This window comes from Burkholderia sp. Bp9016, assembly GCF_003857765.1.
Classification (GTDB): Bacteria; Pseudomonadota; Gammaproteobacteria; order Burkholderiales; family Burkholderiaceae; genus Burkholderia.
Genome location: NZ_QTPY01000004.1, coordinates 65368 through 84381 on the forward strand (window position 1 = coordinate 65368; position 19014 = coordinate 84381).

Below are 19014 nucleotides of genomic sequence, written 5' to 3' on the forward strand. Positions count from 1 at the left end.
CGCTGCCCTATCGACCGCTGACAGGAGACATCCCATGACGATTCAGAAGATCACGCCATTCCTCTGGTACTCGACGGAAGCCGAGGAAGCCGCAGCCTTCTATGCAGGCATTTTCCCGAACTCGCGTGTCGTGCGCGTCACGACGGTATCCGGCGCCGGCGGCACGCGGATGGTCGAATTCGAGCTGTTCGGCCAACCGTTCATCGCGATGAGCCACCCGCGCACGGAGACGTTCAACCACGCGATTTCGCTGATGATCAGTTGCGCCGACCAGGCGGAACTCGACCGCTACTGGAGCGCGCTGCTCGAGAACGGCGGCACGGCCGACAGCTGCGGCTGGTTACGGGACCGCTACGGCGTCTCGTGGCAGATCGTTCCGGACGCGCTGATCCCGATGATGGCCGACCGCGACGAGATCAAGGCCGCACGCGTGGCCGCCGCGATGATGCAGATGACGAAGTTCGATGTCGCCGCGTTGAAGGCAGCGTATGAGGGCACGGCGGGCTGACGTTGAGCCATCGGTGCGACGCGTGCGTCGCGAGGCGCGGGGACGCTCGTGCGGCGCGGTCGATCGTGCATGGCCGTCGGCGCAGGACGTCTCTGCCGAGGCGCTGCGTCGCGTGGCGATGCAATCCCGGGCGATGGTTGCGTGCCATGCCGACAGCTTCGGTTCGACGGTCCATTCATTACACGTCGCGCATCGCGCGTCGCGCGTCGCGAACGAATGCGGCAACCGGTTCGGCGAACATCGATCGCGTCATCGCCGTCACTGCGCAACCAGAGTCGGTGCGCGCGGCCGTGACGATCGGCGCATACGTATCGGAGAGAGGTAGGCCACTCCGCTCGCCGCGGCGATGTTCTCGATCGATGACTCCGCAGATCACGGCGCTGTGCCGAACGCATGCGCAAATGCGAGCACGACGTTGCATTCGTCGCCGCACCCGCCTGGTTTCGCGACGGTCGCGAGAAGGGAGGTGACCGTCTCGCACACAGGCATTGGCTCGAACGAGGCGACGACGCGCGATGCATCTCTTCGTCGACAGAATCGCCAGATCGCGATCGCTGCATGCCAGCCCGTCGATACCGACAACACAAATCGCAGCGCGACGACTCGCCCGAATTGCAGTGCGCGTCGCGCCGACATGCAGCCCGATCGCGGCGCGCGCGACCCTCGAGCTGCCGGAGAATTCGACGGGAACGGCAGCGTCCCGGCTCGTAAAACGAGGCTCGCACGGCCACGCATGAACAACGGGCCGCGCGGCAAAGCAACCCGCGAGCGCATGCGCCGCGCCCACCATCCGCACATACGACACGCCGCCTCGAATGCGCATCGCGCGACACGAGATCGCACACCCCGCCTCGACCGCCGCCCGATTTGCGCAACGCAATAAAAATCCCCGCACGCTTTCGCGTGCGGGGATCGTCGGACATCGTAACGGTTGCCGACCTGCAGTCGGCAACCGTTACGCGGCATTACGCTGCCGCGTCCTTCAGCTTCTTCAGCGCACGTGCCTTCACGCGCACGCTGGCCGGCTTTGCCGGGAACCAGCGCTCTTCACCCGTGAACGGATCCTTGCCGAAGCGCTTCTTCTTCGCCGGAACGACTTGCGCCGTGATCTTCAGCAGACCCGGCAGCGTGAACTCGCCTGCGCCCTTCTTGTGAACCGAGCCCAGCACGACGTTTTCGAGTGCGGTGAGCACTGCCTTGACCGCCTTCACTTCGACAGCTGCGCGCTCGGCGATATGCGTTGCGAGCGATGCCTTCGTGAACTTGTCCTTCAGCGGCGTCGGAGCAGCCGGTGCTGCCTTCGCGACAGCCTTCTTGGCCACTACTTTCTTCGCGGGCGCAGCCTTTTTGGCAGCCACTTTCTTGGTGGCCGGTGCGGCAGCCTTCTTGGCCACCTTTTTTGCGGAAGTCGCCATGTTTCTCCTACCAGGTGTGGTCGTTGGATACACGAAGCGTGCAACGCGCGCGCTTCAACGCCGGATTCTACAAGCGCCTTGACGCTTCGTGCAGTACTTTTATGCGTTTTCGCGGGGTTTCCCGCAGGTTTTGTTGCGCCCGACCGACTTCGCCGACGCTCGAGCATCGAAAAACGTCGTCACGTATACGTCCGGACCGGAATTACGTTCGATATTTGCGTACCTATACTGACCTCGCTCAGTGCCACGGATGCCTTCATGCGCGAAGTCAGATACGTCAAAGGACTCGACGGCCTGCGAGCCATCGCCGTCATCCTCGTTTTCCTGTCCCACAAGGGCCACGTCCTCGCTGTCGACGTGGGCAAGCTCGGCGTGTGGACGTTTTTCTTCATCAGCGGATTCCTGATCGTCGGCGAGCTTCATCGCAACCGTCAGGCGATCGAGCGCGGCACGATGACGCGCCGCCATGCGTTCGCGCTGTTCCTCGCCAAGCGCGCGCTGCGGATCTTTCCCGTCTACTACCTGCTGCTCGCCGCGCTCGCGATCGCGCACGCGCTGTTCTACCAGCGCGGCGTCAATCTCGGGCTCGCGTGGCACGCGACGTTCCTGTCGAACTACTGGATCGGCGTCGTCAAGGACGGCTGGCCCGGCTCCACGTCGCACTTCTGGAGCCTCGCGGTTGAGCAGCAGTTCTATCTGATTGCGCCGCTGACGCTGCTCGCCGTGCCTGCGGCGCGACACGTCCGGCTCGGCATCTCGGCCGTCGCGGCATGCGCGCTCGCACATCTCGCGCTCTATGCGGTCGATGCGTCGCCGGTGCTGATCTACGCGTTTTCCCCGTGGAATTTCGCGCTGATCGCGCTCGGCGGCATCGGCGCAATGGCGCTCGCCGATCGCGGTCCAGCCGTCGCACGCCGCATTCCGCCCGGCTGGCTCGGTGCCGCCGGCATCGTGATTTTCCTCGTGCTGCCCGCGCTCACGACGCTGCCCGACCTCGTGACGGGGCTCGCGGATCTCGGCCTGTCCGCATCGCTCGGCTCGCTGATGCTGTGGATCGTGACCGAACCCGACCATCCAGCCGTGTCGCTGCTCGACTGGGCGCCGCTCGTCTATCTCGGCACGATCAGCTACGGCTTCTACCTGTTCCACAACCTGATTCCGGCGCGCTTCGGCGTGTTGCCGGCAACGTTCGCGCACGTGCCGATCCCGGCGATCGTCCGGGATGTCCTGCCTGAAGTGCTGCAGTTCGCGCTCGCCGTGCTGCTCGCGCATCTGTCGTGGCGCTACCTGGAAAAGCGTCTGCTCGACTTCAAGAAACCGGTCGCCGCGATGCTGGCGCGCCACTTCGTCGCTCGGCCCGACACGTCGCCGCGCCGAGCGGAAAGCCGGCGTCGATGACCTCGAACCGGAAACGCGTGGCGCGACCACGGTACGCGATGCCGGCACGCGGAAACGGCGCCGGAAACGCGTTGCACCGAAGGAGCAAGGCTTGAATACGCCGCGTCGACATCAATCCTGCATCGACATCACCGCGAACGCGGGCAGCGGTCACACCAACCGGGCATCGATCAAACCGCAAGCAGCCGGTACGCCGGCACCGGTTTCAGTCGGACAAGCAATCCTGACCGAACGCGACCGACGCGCACCGCAAACCAGGCCGCGCGCCGGTACGTCAGGAGCCCCGCGCCCGCTCGCCTTAAACCCGCCCGACTTCAGCCCGACCGCTCGCCCGCCGTCCGTCACCCGCCCCGTTTCGCCCGGACGCAAAAAAGCCCCGACGCGCAAGGCAGCCGGGGCCAACGGAACAACCACCACCTGAAACAACGGAGCAGCGCGGCTGCTTATGCGACAGCAGCCAGCGTGGGCAGACAGGTACGCAGATACGCCTCGAATTCGCGGCTCACTTCCGGATGCTGGAGTGCGAGCTCGACGGTCGCCTTCAGGTAACCGATCTTGCTGCCGCAATCGAAACGCGTGCCGTAGTAGCGATACGCGAGCACCTGTTCGTGCGCCAGCAGCGACTGGACGGCGTCGGTGAGTTGCAGTTCGCCGCCCGCCCCCGGCTTGAGCCGGCGCAGGTGATCGAAAATCGTCGGCATGAACACGTAGCGACCGACCACGCCGAGGTTCGACGGCGCATCTTCCGGCGCCGGCTTCTCGATGATGCCGGACAGCTTGATGATGTCCTCTTCCCATTCGCGGCCTTCGACGACGCCGTACGAACGGCTGTCGTCGCGCGGGATCGTCTCGACTCCGATCACCGAGCTGTGATAGTGATCGAACACGTCGACGAGTTGCTTGAGCACCGGCTGCTCGCCGTGCAACAGGTCGTCGGCGAGAATCACCGCGAACGGCTCGCCATGCACGAGCTTTTCCGCGCACAGCACCGCGTGGCCGAGGCCGAGCGCTTCCGGCTGGCGCACGTAGAAGCAGTTCACGTGGCTCGGCTTGATGCCGCGCACGAGTTCGAGCAGCTTTTCCTTGCCGCGCGCCTCGAGCTCGGCCTCGATCTCGTACGACTTGTCGAAGTGATCCTCGATCGCGCGCTTGCTGCGCCCGGTCACGAAGATCATCTCGGTGATACCGGCGTTGATCGCTTCCTCGACCGCGTACTGGATCAGCGGCTTGTCGACGACGGGCAGCATTTCCTTCGGGCTCGCCTTCGTTGCCGGGAGGAACCGCGTGCCGAGACCGGCGACGGGGAACACGGCCTTGGTGACTTTCAACATGTTCGCATCCTGATTGCGTTGACTGCGCCGCGTCGACCTGCGACCCGGCGCGGTTGTTTTCCGAACGGCATATCGAGAATCGACGGTACGGCCAATTTCACTCCGTTCATTTTCGATATGGACCGATTGCCCATGTTTCCGAAAAAGAGATAATCAGCCGATCCGGTCGATATTGCCGCACCCATTGTCGAAGCAGAAACAAATTACCGATTTCACGGATACAAATACTTACGATTCGAATTCCTCGATATACGGGACGCTACCCCGTTCGAGACCGGGGCGAATCGGCTCGTTCTTCAGCGCCTCGCGATACGCCGACAGCACGGCCATGACCAGCAGTACTGCCGCGCTCGCGATCCAATGCATGTCCATCTTGCCGCTCCTTGCATCAATCAACCGGAGCTTCAAACTAACAGAAAAAAATCGGCAAATAATTGCGGCGGCTTCGAAACCGCTTTCAGAACGTGAATAAGGCCATTACGTGAAACACCATTATTTCTCGTCGCGATTTTTTTATTCATTCGATCGAATTCTTGCGCATTACGATTGGACCATCCCCTTCATCCGTCGCAAGGAATCGAATCGCATGCAAGCTTTCAGCGGATCGTCTTTGACTGCGCCGCCCGTCGCCGACCACAAGGAACACGTGATCGACGCGATGCGCGGGTTCGCGGCGCTGCTCGTCGCCTATTTCCATTGCCGCCAGGTCGCCTGGGTCGGCATGCAGAGCTTCCATCGCGCTTACGGTCACGCGCTGGATCCGAGCGTGATCGTCGGCTATCTGACGTTCCCGTTCGCGTGGGGCTCGGCCGGCGTGCCGATCTTCTTCGTGATCAGCGGCTACTGCATCCACCGCAACGCGGCGCTGAAATTCGCGGCCAACCCGGCGTACCGGCTCGACGCGCCGAATTTCTGGGCGCGCCGCTTCGCGCGCATCTATCCGGTGCTGCTCGCCGCGCTGCTGTTCACGCTCGCGCTCGACGCGATCAGCCTGCAGATCGCGCCGGTCAGCCACAAGATCCGCGACATCGGCGTCGCCGCGTTTCTCGTGAACCTGTTCTCGCTGCAGGGCGTCGCCGGCTATACATACGGGTCGAACGGCGCGCTGTGGACGCTGTCGCTCGAAGTGCAGTTCTACGTGGTCTATCCGCTGCTGTTCGCGCTGCGCCGGCGCGTCGGGATGCCGGCCATCGTCGCGGGCGTCGCGCTCGTCAACGTCGCGTCGGCGTTGCTGCTGGAGCGGCACGACCTGCAGTTCTTCACGTCGTACTGGCTGTCGTGGACGATCGGCGCGTGGATCGCCGACGTGCGCGCGCAGCCGGCGCGCGGCACGCCCGCCGTGCCGTCGCGCGCGTGGTACGGCGCGGCTGCCATGCTGCTGGCTGCGGGCTGCGGCGCGTTCCACTTCGGCCAGTACGGCGCGTTCCAGCTGTGGGCGGCCGGCTTCGCGTGCTTCCTGTACCGCGCGCTCGCGTGCCCGCCGCGTCCGACACCGCTGCTGCGCTTGCTCGGCCGGTTCGGCGACTTCAGCTACTCGCTGTACCTGATTCACCTGCCGCTGTTCGTCTGCCTCGGCTCGGTGCTGTTCCATTCCGAGCTGCAACTGTCGATCTGGCCGTCGCTCGCGTTCATGGCCGCGGCGATTCCGGTCGCGTACCTGTTCTACCGGCTGTTCGAACGACCGGCGATGGCGTGGTCGGCGAGCCTGAAGCCGACGCGCGCGGCCCGGGTCGTCGCATCGGCGCCCGAGCAGGCCGCCTGAGCGCGTCGTGACGGCGGCTCCAGCCCCCGTGCGGCTTCCGGCTGCGCAGGGGCTTTTCATGGAACGAAGCGGCACGAGGATGCGTTCCCGCGCCAAGGCGTGACGCGAGCCACGCAGCAAGGCGCCTGACCGGCGCGTAACGGCCGCTTGTCGGCTGTCCTACCCGTCGGGCCGCGTCTCGACCGCGGGTCCGCACGGCGACGCCTCTGGCGTCCCGAAAGGCGATTCCGATCGAGACGGCTGCCGGCCGCATACCCGCAGAACGGGCATCTACCCGCCCCGACAAGGAAACATCCCTTGCCGCGCAGCACGCTCCCGTCCGCCCGCAAAACAAAGCCCCCATGCAGCGCGACACCGCATGAGGGTCCGTTTTTGCGCCGACTCGCGCCGGCACGCATGCTTACCGCTTCTTCGCCTTCGCAGCCTTCGCTGTATCCGCGAGAATCTTCTCGACCCGCTCAACATAGGTCTCGGTGCCGAACCGGCGCACCGCCGTCGCACGCCCGCTCGCGACGAGCCGCGCGCGCAACGCGGCGTCGCGCTGCAGCTTGCCGAGCGCATCGGCCAGCGCACCCGCGTCGCCCGGCTCGCACAGCAACCCGCTTTCCCTGTCCTCGATGATCTCGACGACCCCGCCCGCGCGGGCCGCGACCACCGGCCGGCGCGCGAGCATGCCCTCGACGATCACTCGCCCGAACGGCTCGGGCGTGATCGACGTATGCGCGACCACGTCCACCGCCTTCATGCACGCGGCCACGTCGCGCTGGAAACCGAGGAAATGCACGCGTTTGTCCATGCCGTGACGCGCGACGGTCTCGTGCAGTTGCGCGGCGTATTCGTCCTCGCCGAACAGCGGCGCGCCGACCAGCACCACGTGCATGTCCGGATGCCGCGCGGCGGCCTCGAGCAGCAGATGCTGCCCCTTCCAGCGCGCGAGGCGGCTGAACGAGCCGACCAGCCATGCGTGCTCGGGTAGCCCGAAGCGCGCGCGCAGCGCGGCCTGGCTGACGTCGTCCAGCGCATCGAACGGTTCGGCGGAAATCCCGTTGAACACGACGTCGACATGCTGCGGCGTGAAGCCCGTCAGCGCGCGAAATGCCTGTGCGGACGCATCGGAGTTCGCGATCACGCGCGTGACGCCCAGGCGCGCGCAGTACTTGATCGCCATCAGCTGCTTGCTGCCGAAATGGTCGTCGCTGACGATGTCGCGCAAGTGCCAGACCACCGGCTTGCGCGCGAGCCGCCCGGCCAGTGCGGCGACCACCATGGCGCGCTGCGTGTTCGCGTAGATCACCTCGGCGCGACGCGCACGCCGCGCGACGTCGCGCACCATCCCGACGAGCTGCTTCATTGCGCCGGCCGACACGCCGCCCTGCTTGCGCACGCCGGCGAGCGCGCCCTGGTCGAGCACGTCGACGCGTGCGCCGACCTCGTCGAGCGCCGCGCGAAACGGGCCGTCGTCAAACAGCAGCACGTCGGCGTTCGCGCGCATGTGCTTCATGATTTCGAGCAGCGACAGCTCGGCGCCGCCGAGCACGCCGCTCTGGTCGAGCACGAGCGTCGCCGGGCCGCGCGCGGCCGGCATCGGCGCTGCGGCCGTGCCGCGCTGCGCGGTCGAGCCGGGCAACGCCGCCTCCACATAGTCGATAAAACGTCGCCGGAAGGTGTCGGCGGAGAAGCGCTCCGCGTTCGCGCGGCACGCCTTCGGCGTGAAGCGCTGCGGCGCGCGCTCGAAATCGTCGACGGCCGCGACGATCGCATGCGGTGTCTGCTCGTCGAAGAACAACCCGGTCGGATTCCCGTGCGACTGCGGCTCCAGCACGGTTTCGAGCGCGCCGCCCTTGCCGTATGCGATCACGGGCGTGCCGCATGCCTGCGCCTCGACGACCGAAATGCCGAAATCCTCCTCGGCCGCGAACACGAATGCCTTCGCGCGGCGCATCCGGTCGTGCAGCACCGCGAACGGCTGATAGCCCATGATTTCGACGTTCGGGCCGGCCTTCGCGCGGATCTTCTGCATCTCCGGGCCGTCGCCGATCACGACGAGCTTGCGCTCGGGCGTGCGCGAGAACGCGTCGACGATCAGGTCGATCTTCTTGTACGGCACCATCCGCGACGCGGTCAGGTAGAAGTCGTCCTTCGTCTCGTTCAGCGAGAAGCTGTCGACGTCGACCGGCGGGAAAATCACGGCCGCGTCGCGGTGATACACCTTGCGGATCCGGCGCGCGATGAACGCGGAATTCGCGACGAAGCCGTCGACCGCATTCGCCGTGCGCGTGTCCCAGTTGCGGATGTAGTGCAGGATCATCCGCGCGAGCAGCGACTTCGGCCCGTGCGTGAGATTCGACTGCTCCAGATACTGGTGCTGCAGGTCCCACGCATAGCGGATCGGCGAATGCACGTAGCTGATGTGCATCTGGTCCGGCCCCGTCAGCACGCCCTTCGCGACCGCATGGCTGCTCGAGATCACGAGGTCGTACCCGGACACGTCGAGTTGCTCGATCGCAAGCGGCATCAGCGGCAGGTAGCTGCGGTATCTGGTGCGCGCGAACGGCAGTTTCTGGATGAACGACGTCGTCACCCGCTTGCCGCGCACGAACGCGCGATCGTCGAGAAAGTCGACGAGACTGAACAGGTCCGCGTCGGGAAAGCACGCGACGATCTGCTCGAGCACGCGCTCGGCGCCCGCATACGTGACGAGCCAGTCGTGGACGATCGCCACGCGCAGCGGGCGCGACGCATGGCGGGCGCCTGCCTGCCCGGCCGATTCGGCACGGCGCAGCGCGGCGGCGGCACCGGCTTCGGCCACGGCGCCGTCGGCCGTGGCGATGTTCAGGATGGCGTGTTCCGCCAGATCGCGATTCATCAGTCGCTCCATGAAACCCCGCCATTTCCCCCAAGGGGACTTCCTTCGGGGCGGATGACGGGAAGGAAAGGAGTGCTGTTGACAGGCAGCTTCTTCCACGGGTTAGTCTCGCCGGTATGATTCTTGTCTACCGCTACCGGGTGAAGTCGCTCAACGGACTGCTCAACAAGCAGAGCCGTGCGGTGAACTACGTCTGGAACTTCTGCAACGACACACAGAAGCACGCGCTCAAGTGGCGCAAGAAATGGCCGACCGGCTTCGACCTGAACGTGCTGACGACCGGCAGCAGCAAGGAACTCGGCATCCACTCCGGTACGGTCAACGCTACGTGCAAGCAATACGCGAAGTCGCGCAACCAGCACCGGCGCCCTTACCTGCGTTATCGCGGCAGGAAATCGCTTAAGGGCCGTGACCTGAAGCGCGACAGCGATGCGTTTTGCTTTGCCGGCAACACCTTCCGCGTGTTCAACAGTCGGCCACTTCCCGAAGGCAAGATCAAGGACGGAACCAACTTTGCGCAGGATGCGCGGGGCAACTGGTTTCTCAACATCGTGATCGAGATGCCTGATGTTCCTGCCCGACCGATCCGCTCCGGTGTCGGCATCGATCTTGGCCTGAAAGACTTCGCCACACTTTCGACGGGCGAGAAGCTGCCAAATGACCGGTTCGGTCGACGCGCGGCCGAGAAGCTCGCGAAAGCGCAACGGGCGCGACAGCACAAGCGGCATATCGCGAAATTGCACGCCAAGGTCGCGAATGCCCGTGCCGATTTCCAACACAAGCTCGCGCTCGATCTGGTGCGGCGCTTCGATTACATCGCGGTTGGCAACGTGTCGGCCGCGAAGCTCGCCAGGACCAGGATGGCGAAAAGCGTCTACGACGCATCCTGGTCGTCCTTCCGAAACAAGCTCCGTTATAAGGCGATCGCGCATGGGGCCACGTTCGAGGAAGTCGACGAAAGCGGTTCCACCCAGTCCTGTTCGGCGTGCGGGTCGAAAGACAGCACGACGCGGCCGAAAGGTATCGCGGGACTGCGAATAAGAGAGTGGGCCTGCGACGGCTGTGGTGTCGTGCATGATCGTGATATCAACGCTGCGCTGAACATTCTCCGATGCGGACGTGCATCGCCGGTTGTGGGAATCCGCTGCCTTTAGGCCGTGGAGGACGTCAAGTGGTTTTCCTCGCATTGAGACGGACGAACAGGTCGCGCACGAGCGCGCGCAGGCCCGGCGTCATCGTGAGCGACCACGCAAGGTTCAGCACCAGCACGACCGCGCACATGCCGATCGACTCGCCGAGCCCCGACCACGCCTGCGCGAGAAACAGGCTCGCGAGCAGGAAGGCGAGATGCGCGAGCATGTCGAGCACGATCGCGCGCATCCGGATCGCCGACAGGTACAGCAGCACGCCGTAGTCGACCAGCGCACGCGTGGCGACGACGACCGCCGCCCCGATCAGCCCGAAGTGATGAATGCCGAACCACAGGCCGCCGACGAAGAACGGCATCTCGATGAGGCCCGCGAACGCGGCGCGCGCCGGGTTGACCTGCGACTGGATCAGGATCCGCGTGACGCTCGCCTGACCGACGAGCCATACGCTGATCACCAGCACGCGCCCGACCGGCGCCGAATGCGCGGCGAGATCGGCGCCGACCCACAGCGTGAGAAACGGCGCAAGCGCGAAGATCGCGACGATGCCGACCGGCGTGAACACCCCGTTCAGGAATTCGAGCGACTGGCGCGCGAGCGTGTCGGCGTGATCGCGGCCGACCGCCGACAGGCGCGGAAACAGCGTGCGCACCAGCGCGTTCGGCAGCATGTTCAGCCGCGTGACGAGGTTCTGCGGGACCGTGTAGTAAGTGACGAACTTCGCGCCCATGCCGGCGCCGAGCATCACGCGATCGAGCGTGTCGGCGATCATGCTGGCCGTGCTGGCGATCAGCATCCAGCCGCCGAAGTTGAACAGCCCTTTCGCGGTGCCCCACCGCGGCGGATCGATGCGCCGGATCCCGAGCACCTTGATGCTCGCGTGACCGAGCATCACCGCCGCGATCAGCCGCGCGACGACCGCCGCGGCCAGCACCGTCTGCAGGTTCGGCGCGATCCACCACGCTGCGCCGAGCGGCAGCAGCTGGAACAGGAACGTGCCGATCGTCTGGTTCGTATTGAACACGCCGAACCGCTCGGCGCCGTTGATCGCGCCGGCGAACACCCACGACACGTTCGCGAGCGGAATCGCGAGCGCGAGCCACGGCAGCGCGAGATACACCTCGTGCTGCATCGCCGCCGACACCTTCGTGAAATACGCGGTGTAGACGAACGCGCCGAAGTAGATGAGCAGCCCGCCCGCGATGCCGGTGCCGAGGTTCAGCCAGAACGCGCTCCAGAACACGCGGGCGCTTTCGTCCTCGTTGCCGCTCGCGAGCGCCTTCGAGATGTGGTTCTGCGCGGCCATGCTCATCCCGAGATCGAGGATCCCGAAATAGCCGATCAGCGTCCACACGAGGCTCACGACGCCATAGCGTTCGACCCCGAGCGCGTGAATATAAGCCGGCACCGTCACCAGCGACACGAAGGTCGGCAGGATCAGCCCGATGAAGTTGATCGAAACGTTCTTGAGTATGCCTTTGTCCATGCTTTAGCCCATGGGCCCGTTACGGTTTCCAGCGGTACATGAGCACCTTGCCGCGTGCGTCTTCCTCGACGAACACCAGGTATTCGCCGTTCTCGCGCCGGAACGCGCTGATGCCGAACGGCACGTCGACCCAGCCCGACGCCTTGCCGACCTCCGCGCCCGGACTCATCACGCCGGCTTCCTTGCCGGTTTCCTTGTCGTACACGTGGATCTTGCCGACCGGCTCCACCGTGAAGATGTAGCGGCCCTCGACCGTGATCCCGATCAGGTCGAGGATCGGCTTCGCATCGAGCTGCCACGGCAGCGCGACCGTGTAGCGCACGACCGGCGAGCCGGTCGACCACTTGTCGTAGCGCACCAGCACGCGGCCGACTTCCTTGTTGATGCCCGGTTGCGGCGGCGCATCGGCCGTATAGCCCGTCACGTACAGCGTGTCCGTCTGCGGCTCGTAGATCGCACGGCGCAGTTGCGTGAACGGCTGCGGCATCGGATAGGTCGTGACCTTGTCGTACGCGTAGATCGGGTTGCCGGCCTTGTCGACGCCGCCGTAGCGGAAGCGGTGGATGCCGCGTACGTCGCTCGTGCGCCAGATGTCGCCCTTCGTGTCGACCCACCAGCCCCAGCCGCCGGCCTTCGCCTTGCCGGTCGTGTTGAGCTCGAACTCGTCCGCGTCGATGCGGCCGTTGCCGTTCGCGTCGCGCCAGATCCAGTCGCCGCCCGGCGGCTTGTTCGGCACCTTGTCGACCGGACGCGCGCGGCCCGCGATCAGGCCCGACGGAATCGCGACCTCGCCGTCGCGCTTCGCGTCGAAGCGGTAGATCTTCAGGTGATCGGCATACATGTCGGTCAGGTACAGGAACGTGCGGCCGTCGACGCGCCGCGCGAACGGCATGCCGGGATACTGATCCGTGTGGAACACGGGATCGTCCGGATACTTGAAGCGGTTCGACAGGAAGCCGGCGTATTTCCAGTCCTGGCCGGGCGGCTTCGACAGGTCGAGCTCGAAGCGCTTGTTGCCCGTATACACGCTGTTCGGCCGCGCGGGGTCGAGCCACGCGCCATCGACGAACAGCAAGCCCTGCACCTGCCAGCGCAGCTTGCCGTCCGGCGTATAGCTTTCGAGCACCGCGCCGAGCCCCGCGCCGATCGTGTCGTGGTGCGGGCCGATCCCGTTCATCGACACATAGATGTTGCCCTCGCGATCGACGCCCACGCCCGTCAGCCCGTTGAAGCGCTGCGGCCCGGGGCGACCCGGCACCGGACCCGAGAAGATGCCGCCGCGCTCGCCGAGCGTGCCGGACGCCGCGTAGCCCTTGCCGCCTTTCGAGAAAATCAGAATTTGCTGGCGCGGGCCGTTGTCCGCGACCAGCACGCGCCCTTTCGCATCGACCGCCACGTCCACTGCGTCGGTGCCGTCGGGCAGCGCGGGCGCGTCGTCGAGCTTGCGGCCGTCGGCGCGCACGTGCACGAGGTGCGCCGGCCCGCTGACCGTATCGGTCAAAAGCCACAGCGTGCCGTCGCCCGCGAGCGCGATGCGGCCCGGCTCGTGTGCGCTCCAGGTGGCCTTCTTCTGCATCGTGTCGGCGTCGTACACGTCGACCGCGTCATGTGACGGATTCGTCGCGAACAGCGTCTTGTCGTCCGCCGCTAGGCCGCCCACTTCCGCTTTCAACCCGCCCACTTCCGATCGGGCCGGCGCCGGCACCTCGTTGACCATCATGAAGCTCGCGGCCATTCGCGCGCGGCCGGCATCGGCGCGCCCGCCGGGCGCGACCTGCGGCGCGGCGCGAAACGGCGCCGGCTGCTTCATGTCGCCGAGCGTGCGCCGCGAGATGCCGAACCACTGCTTGCCCTTATCCGGCCAGATACCCGGCGACTGCAGATGGCCGCGCTCGTTGCCGACGCCGATCGCGACATACGCGTACTTGCCGTTTACCGCGATCGCACTGCCGCCGAGGTTGCCCCAGCCATGCGTGCCACCGGCGAAGCCGAGCATCTTCCCGTCCTGGTAGACGCTCGCCTCGGCGCCGCTCTCGTCCCACGGCGCATTCGTATAAACCTTGCCGTCGGGCGTCACCGCGATCGCACGGATGTCGATCTGCGTCCAGCTGCCGTCGCCATAGCCGAACGTGTTGCCGATCCACGAGGTCGTCGCGGGCAACACCGTTTCGGCCGATGCGGCGCTCCACGTGAGCGCCGCGCACACCGTCATGCCAACCAGAATCAGACGTCGCAATGCGCTCTCCAGACTTGATGCGGAAACGACCGGCGCCGCGGCGTGCCGCATGCCCGGATGACCTGTCGCGAAATGGGTTTCAAACGTCGCGATGCAGGTTACAAGCAAAAATAATCACAAGAAATTTGGAAATATTTTTGGATGTTTCTGCCTGAAATATCGATCTGGAACAAAATTTAAAATGACCGGCGATGCGGAAATAACGACCACCTTTCACGCACCAATCCGTAGAAAATGCCGCTCCGGCACGCCCCACATGGCGCCCACCCGGAAAACCTTTCATGTAGCGATTGAAACCGCCGTCATTCGCACGTTTTCAGCCGGATAAATGACATGCGTTTTTTTGCCGATTTCTTTTCCCTAGAATCGATTTCGGCTCAATATTTCATTTAAAAGGCATGCATTACGTTCACGCATCGAATGCGCGGCGCGCCACGGCTTCGGCCGCGCGTCGCGAAGGAGCGGCGCGATGACGGGCAGCGCGCAAACCGCCGGCCTCGCCCCGCCGCAACACGGCCGCATCGTGCAGCTCGACGGACTGCGCGCGATCGCCGTTGGCGCCGTGTTCCTGCAGCACGCGCTGAGGGCGCCGCTGTGGATGGGCGTCGACCTGTTCTTCGTGCTGAGCGGCCTGCTGATCACCGGCATCCTGCTTGATCGCAAGGCGCGCGGACAGTCGTACTTCAGCCACTTCTACGCGCGCCGCGTGCGCCGGATCCTGCCGCCGTACGCGCTGCTGCTCGTCGTGTCGACGCTGCTGTTCGGGGCGAGCTGGCTGCCGCACTGGCCATGGTTCGCGTTCTTCTCGACCAATATCGGGCTGTCGCTCGGCAGCATCGGCCATGACAGCCTGAACGTGCTGTGGTCGCTCGCCGTCGAGGAGCAGTTCTACATCTTCTGGCCGTTCGTCGTGCTGTGGTGTTCGGAGCGCGCACTGCTGTGGATCGCCGCCGCGCTGATCGTCGCGGCGCCCGTGCTGCGCGCGATCGCGACGCCGTGGTTCGATTCGTTCTGGCCGATCTACTACCTGACGCCGTTCCGGATGGATCTGCTCGCCGCCGGCGCGCTGCTCGCGATCGTGCTGCGCCGCGACCGCCGCGCGCTGGAGCCGTTCTACCCGCTTGCGATCGTCGGCGCACTCGTGTCGCTCGCGATCCTCGCGTGGCTGCACCTGTCGTTCCCGCGGTTCCGCGCGGCGAACACGCCGGTGTCGAACGCCGCGCTCTACAGCATCTCGCTGCTGCTGTGCACGTCGATCGTCGTGATCGCGCTGCGCGGACGCGGCCTCGTGCAACGCGTGCTGACGAACCCGCTGCTCGTCTACGTCGGCACCGTCAGCTACACCGTGTACCTGATTCACCTGAGCGTGCTGTACGCACTGTGGCCGCTGCACCTGAACCGCTTCGTGACGGCCGCGCTCGCGCTCGCGATCACGCTCGTGTACGCCACGCTGAGCTGGTACGGCTTCGAGCGGCGCCTCACGCGCGGCCCCGCACGCCGCACGTTGCCGGCCGCCGCCAGCACGACCGCCTGATTTTCTCAATTCAACGCTTCGACCAGGACATTGCCATGAGCCAAACTCGCAAGAAGGCCATCATCACGGGGATCACCGGTCAGGACGGCGCCTACCTGACCAGGCTGCTGCTCGACAAGGGCTACGAGGTCACAGGCACCTATCGCCGCACCAGCTCGGTAAACTTCTGGCGCATCGCCGAACTCGGCGTCGACACGCATCCGAACCTGACGCTCGTCGAGCACGACCTGACGGATGCGGGCTCCAGCCTGCGGCTGCTCGAACGCACGCAGCCCGACGAGCTGTACAACCTGGCCGCGCAGAGTTTCGTCGGCGTATCGTTCGACCAGCCGGCGACGACCGCCGAAGTGACGGGCATCGGCCCGCTCAACCTGCTCGAGGCGATCCGCGTGGTAAGCCCGAAGACGCGCTTCTACCAGGCATCGACGTCCGAGATGTTCGGCATGGTGCAGTCGATCCCGCAAACGGAAGCGACCGCGTTCTACCCGCGCAGCCCGTACGGCGTCGCGAAGCTGTACGCGCACTGGATGACCGTGAACTACCGCGAGTCGTACGGCCTGTTCGGCTGCAGCGGCATCCTGTTCAATCACGAATCGCCGCTGCGCGGCCGCGAGTTCGTCACGCGCAAGATCACCGACACCGTCGCAAAGATCAAGCTCGGCAAGGCGGCCAGACTCGAACTCGGCAACCTCGATGCCAAACGCGACTGGGGTTTCGCGCTCGAATATGTCGAAGGGATGTGGCGGATGCTGCAGGTCGACGAGCCCGACACCTACGTCCTCGCGACCAACCGCACGGAGACCGTGCGCGACTTCGTGCGGATGGCGTTCGCGGCCGCCGGCTATCAGATCGAATGGACCGGCAAGGGCGAGCAGGAACGCGGCCTCGACGCGTCGAACGGCAACGTGCTCGTCGAAGTGAACCCGAAGTTCTACCGCCCCGCCGAAGTCGACCTGCTGATCGGCTGCGCGGACAAGGCCAGATCCAGGCTCGGCTGGGCGCCCGAGACGACGCTCGAGCAGCTTTGCCAGATGATGGTGGAAGCGGACCTGACGCGAAATCGCCGCCATGACACGTACTGACGCGGGATGCCCGCCGCGCCGTGCGTTCGTCACGGGCCTGACGGGCTTCACCGGCCGCTACATGGCGCAGCGCCTCGAAGCGGCCGGCTACGACGTGTGGGGCACCGTGACGCCCGGTGCGACGCGGCCCGACGACCCGGCATTCGCGAACTGCACCCTGCTGCCGGCCGATCTGCTCGATGCGAACGCAATGCGTGCGGCGGCGGCCGATGCGCGCCCCGATGCGGTCGTGCATCTCGCCGCACGTGCGCACGTCGCGCGGGACGAGCCGTCGCAGACCTACGCGGTCAACATCGCCGGCACGCGCAACCTGCTGGCCGCGCTCGCGGGCCTCGACCGCCGCCCGTCGGCCGTGCTGCTCGCCAGCAGCGCGAACGTCTACGGCAATTCGACGGCCGGCGTGCTCGACGAGGGCGTCGCGCCGGCGCCCGCGAACGACTACGCGGTCAGCAAGCTCGCGATGGAATACGCAGCGAAGCTGTGGGCCGACCGGTTGCCGATCGTGATCGCGCGGCCGTTCAACTACACCGGCGTCGGCCAGGACGACGCATATCTGCTGCCGAAGCTCGTGTCGCACTATGCGTGCAACGCGCCGCGCATCTCGCTCGGCAATCTCGACGTGAGCCGCGATTTCTCCGACGTGCGCGACGTGACGGCCGCGTATCTGAAGCTGCTCGAAGCGGCGCCGGCCGGCGAGACGTTCAACGTCTGCTCGGAGCGCGCGTATTCGCTGAAAGAAGTGCTGGCGATGCTGTCGCGCATCGCCGGTTACGCGATCGACGTGACGATCGATCCGCGTTTCGTGCGGCATAACGAAGTAAAGCGCCTGAGCGGGTCGCGTGACAAGCTGCGGCGCGCGGTGGGCGAATTGTCCGCGACGCCGCTCGACGAAACGCTGCGCTGGATGGTGAACGCGATGCGCGACGCGCCACAGCCCGGGCAGGCCGCGCACGCAGGCTGAATCCGGCAACGCGCACGTCGCCAGTCAAAGCGAAACGGGCCGCTCAGTCTGAGCGGCCCGTCTTTCATGCAGCCGTGAAACCGGCCGCTACGCTCAGCCTTCGAGACCGCGCGCGAGATCGTTGCGCAGGTCGCCGGCGTTCTCCAGGCCGACTGCGAGGCGGATCAACCCTTCGCTGATGCCGGCGGCCGCACGCGCTTCCGGCGTGATGCGCGCATGCGTCGTCGTGGCCGGATGCGTGATCGTCGTGCGCGTGTCGCCGAGGTTGCCGGTGATCGAGATCAGCTTCGTGCTGTCGATCACGCGCCATGCGTTCGCGCGCTGCTGCTCCGGCGTGTCGCCCTTCAGCTCGAACGACACAATCGCGCCGCCCGCCTTCTGCTGGCGCTTCGCGAGCTCGTGCTGCGGGTGCGATGCGAGCCCCGGATAGAACACGCGTGCGACGGCCGGATGCGAATCGAGCCAGCGCGCGATTTCCAGCGCATTCGCCGACTGCTTCTCGACGCGCAGCGACAGCGTCTCCATCCCCTTCAGCAGCACCCACGCGTTGAACGCCGACAGCGTCGGGCCCGCGCTGCGCACGAACGGGAACACCTTGCCCATGATGAATTCCTTCGAACCCACCAGCGCGCCGCCGAGCACGCGGCCCTGCCCGTCGAGGAACTTGGTCGCCGAGTGCATCACGACGTCCGCGCCGAGTTTCAGCGGCTGCTGCAGCACCGGGCTGCAGAAACAGTTGTCGACGACGAACAGCGCGTTCGCGGCCTTCGCGATCTTGCCGATCGCCTCGATGTCCGCGAGCTCCGTCAGCGGATTCGACGGCGTTTCGAGGAAGAACATCTTCGTTTCCGGCCGCACGGCTTCCTGCCATGCGTTCAGGTCGGTCGGGTCGACGAAGGTCGTCGTGATCCCGAACTTGCTGAAGATCTGCGAGAACATCCCGAGCGTCGAGCCGAACAGGCTGCGCGAGCTGACGAGGTGATCGCCCGCCTGCAGGGCGGACATCACGACCGACATGATCGCGGCCATGCCTGACGCCGTCGCGATGCAGGCTTCGCCGCCTTCGAGCGCGGCGAGACGATCCTGGAACATGGTGACCGTCGGGTTCGTGAAGCGCGAATAGGTGAAATAGTCTTCCGAATTCGCGAAGCGCTCGGCTGCCTCGGCCGCGCTTGCAAAGCAGAAGCTCGACGTGAGGAACAGCGCTTCCGAATGCTCGTTGAAGTCGCTGCTACGCAGCGTGCCCGCGCGCACGGCGAGCGTGTCGAAATTGAGGGAGTCGTCCAT

At 65.7% G+C, this 19014-nt stretch carries 15 protein-coding genes; 7 read left to right on the forward strand and 8 right to left on the reverse strand.

What is annotated here, in order from left to right; all coding sequences use genetic code 11:
• The first annotated feature begins 34 nt into the window (after positions 1 to 34).
• Positions 35 to 508, forward strand: coding sequence for a VOC family protein (locus tag DIE13_RS06425; RefSeq protein WP_124826366.1), 474 nt, complete (start codon positions 35 to 37; stop codon positions 506 to 508).
• Between the two features lie 965 nt (positions 509 to 1473).
• Here DIE13_RS06425 and DIE13_RS06430 read toward each other — a convergent pair.
• Positions 1474 to 1923, reverse strand: coding sequence for an HU family DNA-binding protein (locus DIE13_RS06430; RefSeq protein WP_006754477.1), 450 nt, complete (start codon positions 1921 to 1923; stop codon positions 1474 to 1476).
• A 258-nt stretch (positions 1924 to 2181) separates the two neighbouring features.
• Between DIE13_RS06430 and DIE13_RS06440 the strand changes: the two genes are divergently transcribed.
• Complete coding sequence (locus tag DIE13_RS06440; RefSeq protein WP_124826367.1) at positions 2182 to 3321, forward strand: acyltransferase; 1140 nt, start codon at positions 2182 to 2184, stop codon at positions 3319 to 3321.
• A 443-nt stretch (positions 3322 to 3764) separates the two neighbouring features.
• On the opposite strand, the gene galU is transcribed toward DIE13_RS06440, so the two are convergent.
• Both galU and DIE13_RS32800 read right to left on the reverse strand, forming a co-directional pair.
• Positions 3765 to 4652 (reverse strand): UTP--glucose-1-phosphate uridylyltransferase GalU, encoded by an 888-nt coding sequence (gene galU / locus DIE13_RS06445; protein ID WP_124826368.1) that lies wholly within the window; start codon positions 4650 to 4652, stop codon positions 3765 to 3767.
• 228 nt (positions 4653 to 4880) lie between these two features.
• A complete protein-coding gene (locus DIE13_RS32800; protein WP_175686281.1) occupies positions 4881 to 5024 on the reverse strand; it encodes a hypothetical protein in 144 nt (47 codons plus the stop codon).
• Positions 5025 to 5238: 214 nt separating this feature from the next.
• On the opposite strand from DIE13_RS32800, the gene DIE13_RS06450 reads away from it, so the two are divergent.
• The gene (locus DIE13_RS06450; protein WP_124826369.1) at positions 5239 to 6414 is read left to right on the forward strand and encodes an acyltransferase; all 1176 of its coding nucleotides are present in this window, start codon (positions 5239 to 5241) and stop codon (positions 6412 to 6414) included.
• Positions 6415 to 6814: 400 nt separating this feature from the next.
• On the opposite strand, the gene DIE13_RS06455 is transcribed toward DIE13_RS06450, so the two are convergent.
• Positions 6815 to 9280: a glycosyltransferase family 4 protein gene (locus DIE13_RS06455; RefSeq protein WP_124826370.1), complete on the reverse strand. Its 2466-nt coding sequence runs from the start codon at positions 9278 to 9280 to the stop codon at positions 6815 to 6817.
• Between the two features lie 116 nt (positions 9281 to 9396).
• Here DIE13_RS06455 and DIE13_RS06460 point away from each other — a divergent pair, with 116 nt between their 5' ends.
• On the forward strand, positions 9397 to 10434 hold the full coding sequence (locus tag DIE13_RS06460; protein ID WP_124826371.1) for an RNA-guided endonuclease TnpB family protein: 1038 nt from the start codon (positions 9397 to 9399) through the stop codon (positions 10432 to 10434).
• Between the two features lie 13 nt (positions 10435 to 10447).
• Here the strand turns inward: DIE13_RS06460 and DIE13_RS06465 are convergent, their stop codons facing one another.
• From DIE13_RS06465 to DIE13_RS32805, 3 genes are all read right to left on the reverse strand, one after another.
• Positions 10448 to 11914, reverse strand: coding sequence for a flippase (locus DIE13_RS06465; RefSeq protein ID WP_124826372.1), 1467 nt, complete (start codon positions 11912 to 11914; stop codon positions 10448 to 10450).
• 19 nt (positions 11915 to 11933) lie between these two features.
• Positions 11934 to 14126 carry a hypothetical protein gene (locus DIE13_RS06470; protein ID WP_175751679.1) on the reverse strand — a complete coding sequence of 731 codons (2193 nt, stop codon included), beginning with the start codon at positions 14124 to 14126 and terminating at the stop codon, positions 11934 to 11936.
• 103 nt (positions 14127 to 14229) lie between these two features.
• On the reverse strand, positions 14230 to 14433 hold the full coding sequence (locus tag DIE13_RS32805) for a hypothetical protein (protein ID WP_185731196.1): 204 nt from the start codon (positions 14431 to 14433) through the stop codon (positions 14230 to 14232).
• Positions 14434 to 14619: 186 nt separating this feature from the next.
• Here DIE13_RS32805 and DIE13_RS06475 point away from each other — a divergent pair, with 186 nt between their 5' ends.
• The 3 genes from DIE13_RS06475 to DIE13_RS06485 are packed head-to-tail and all read left to right on the forward strand — an operon-like array spanning position 14620 to position 17727.
• Positions 14620 to 15684: an acyltransferase gene (locus tag DIE13_RS06475; RefSeq protein ID WP_124826374.1), complete on the forward strand. Its 1065-nt coding sequence runs from the start codon at positions 14620 to 14622 to the stop codon at positions 15682 to 15684.
• Between the two features lie 35 nt (positions 15685 to 15719).
• Positions 15720 to 16766, forward strand: coding sequence for a GDP-mannose 4,6-dehydratase (gene gmd / locus DIE13_RS06480; protein WP_124826375.1), 1047 nt, complete (start codon positions 15720 to 15722; stop codon positions 16764 to 16766).
• Entirely contained in the window at positions 16753 to 17727 is a 975-nt protein-coding gene (locus tag DIE13_RS06485; protein ID WP_124826376.1) for an NAD-dependent epimerase/dehydratase family protein, read from the forward strand. The genes gmd and DIE13_RS06485 overlap by 14 nt, the downstream gene beginning before the upstream one ends.
• 93 nt (positions 17728 to 17820) lie before the next feature.
• On the opposite strand, the gene DIE13_RS06490 is transcribed toward DIE13_RS06485, so the two are convergent.
• Complete coding sequence (locus DIE13_RS06490; RefSeq protein WP_124826377.1) at positions 17821 to 19014, reverse strand: O-succinylhomoserine sulfhydrylase; 1194 nt, start codon at positions 19012 to 19014, stop codon at positions 17821 to 17823.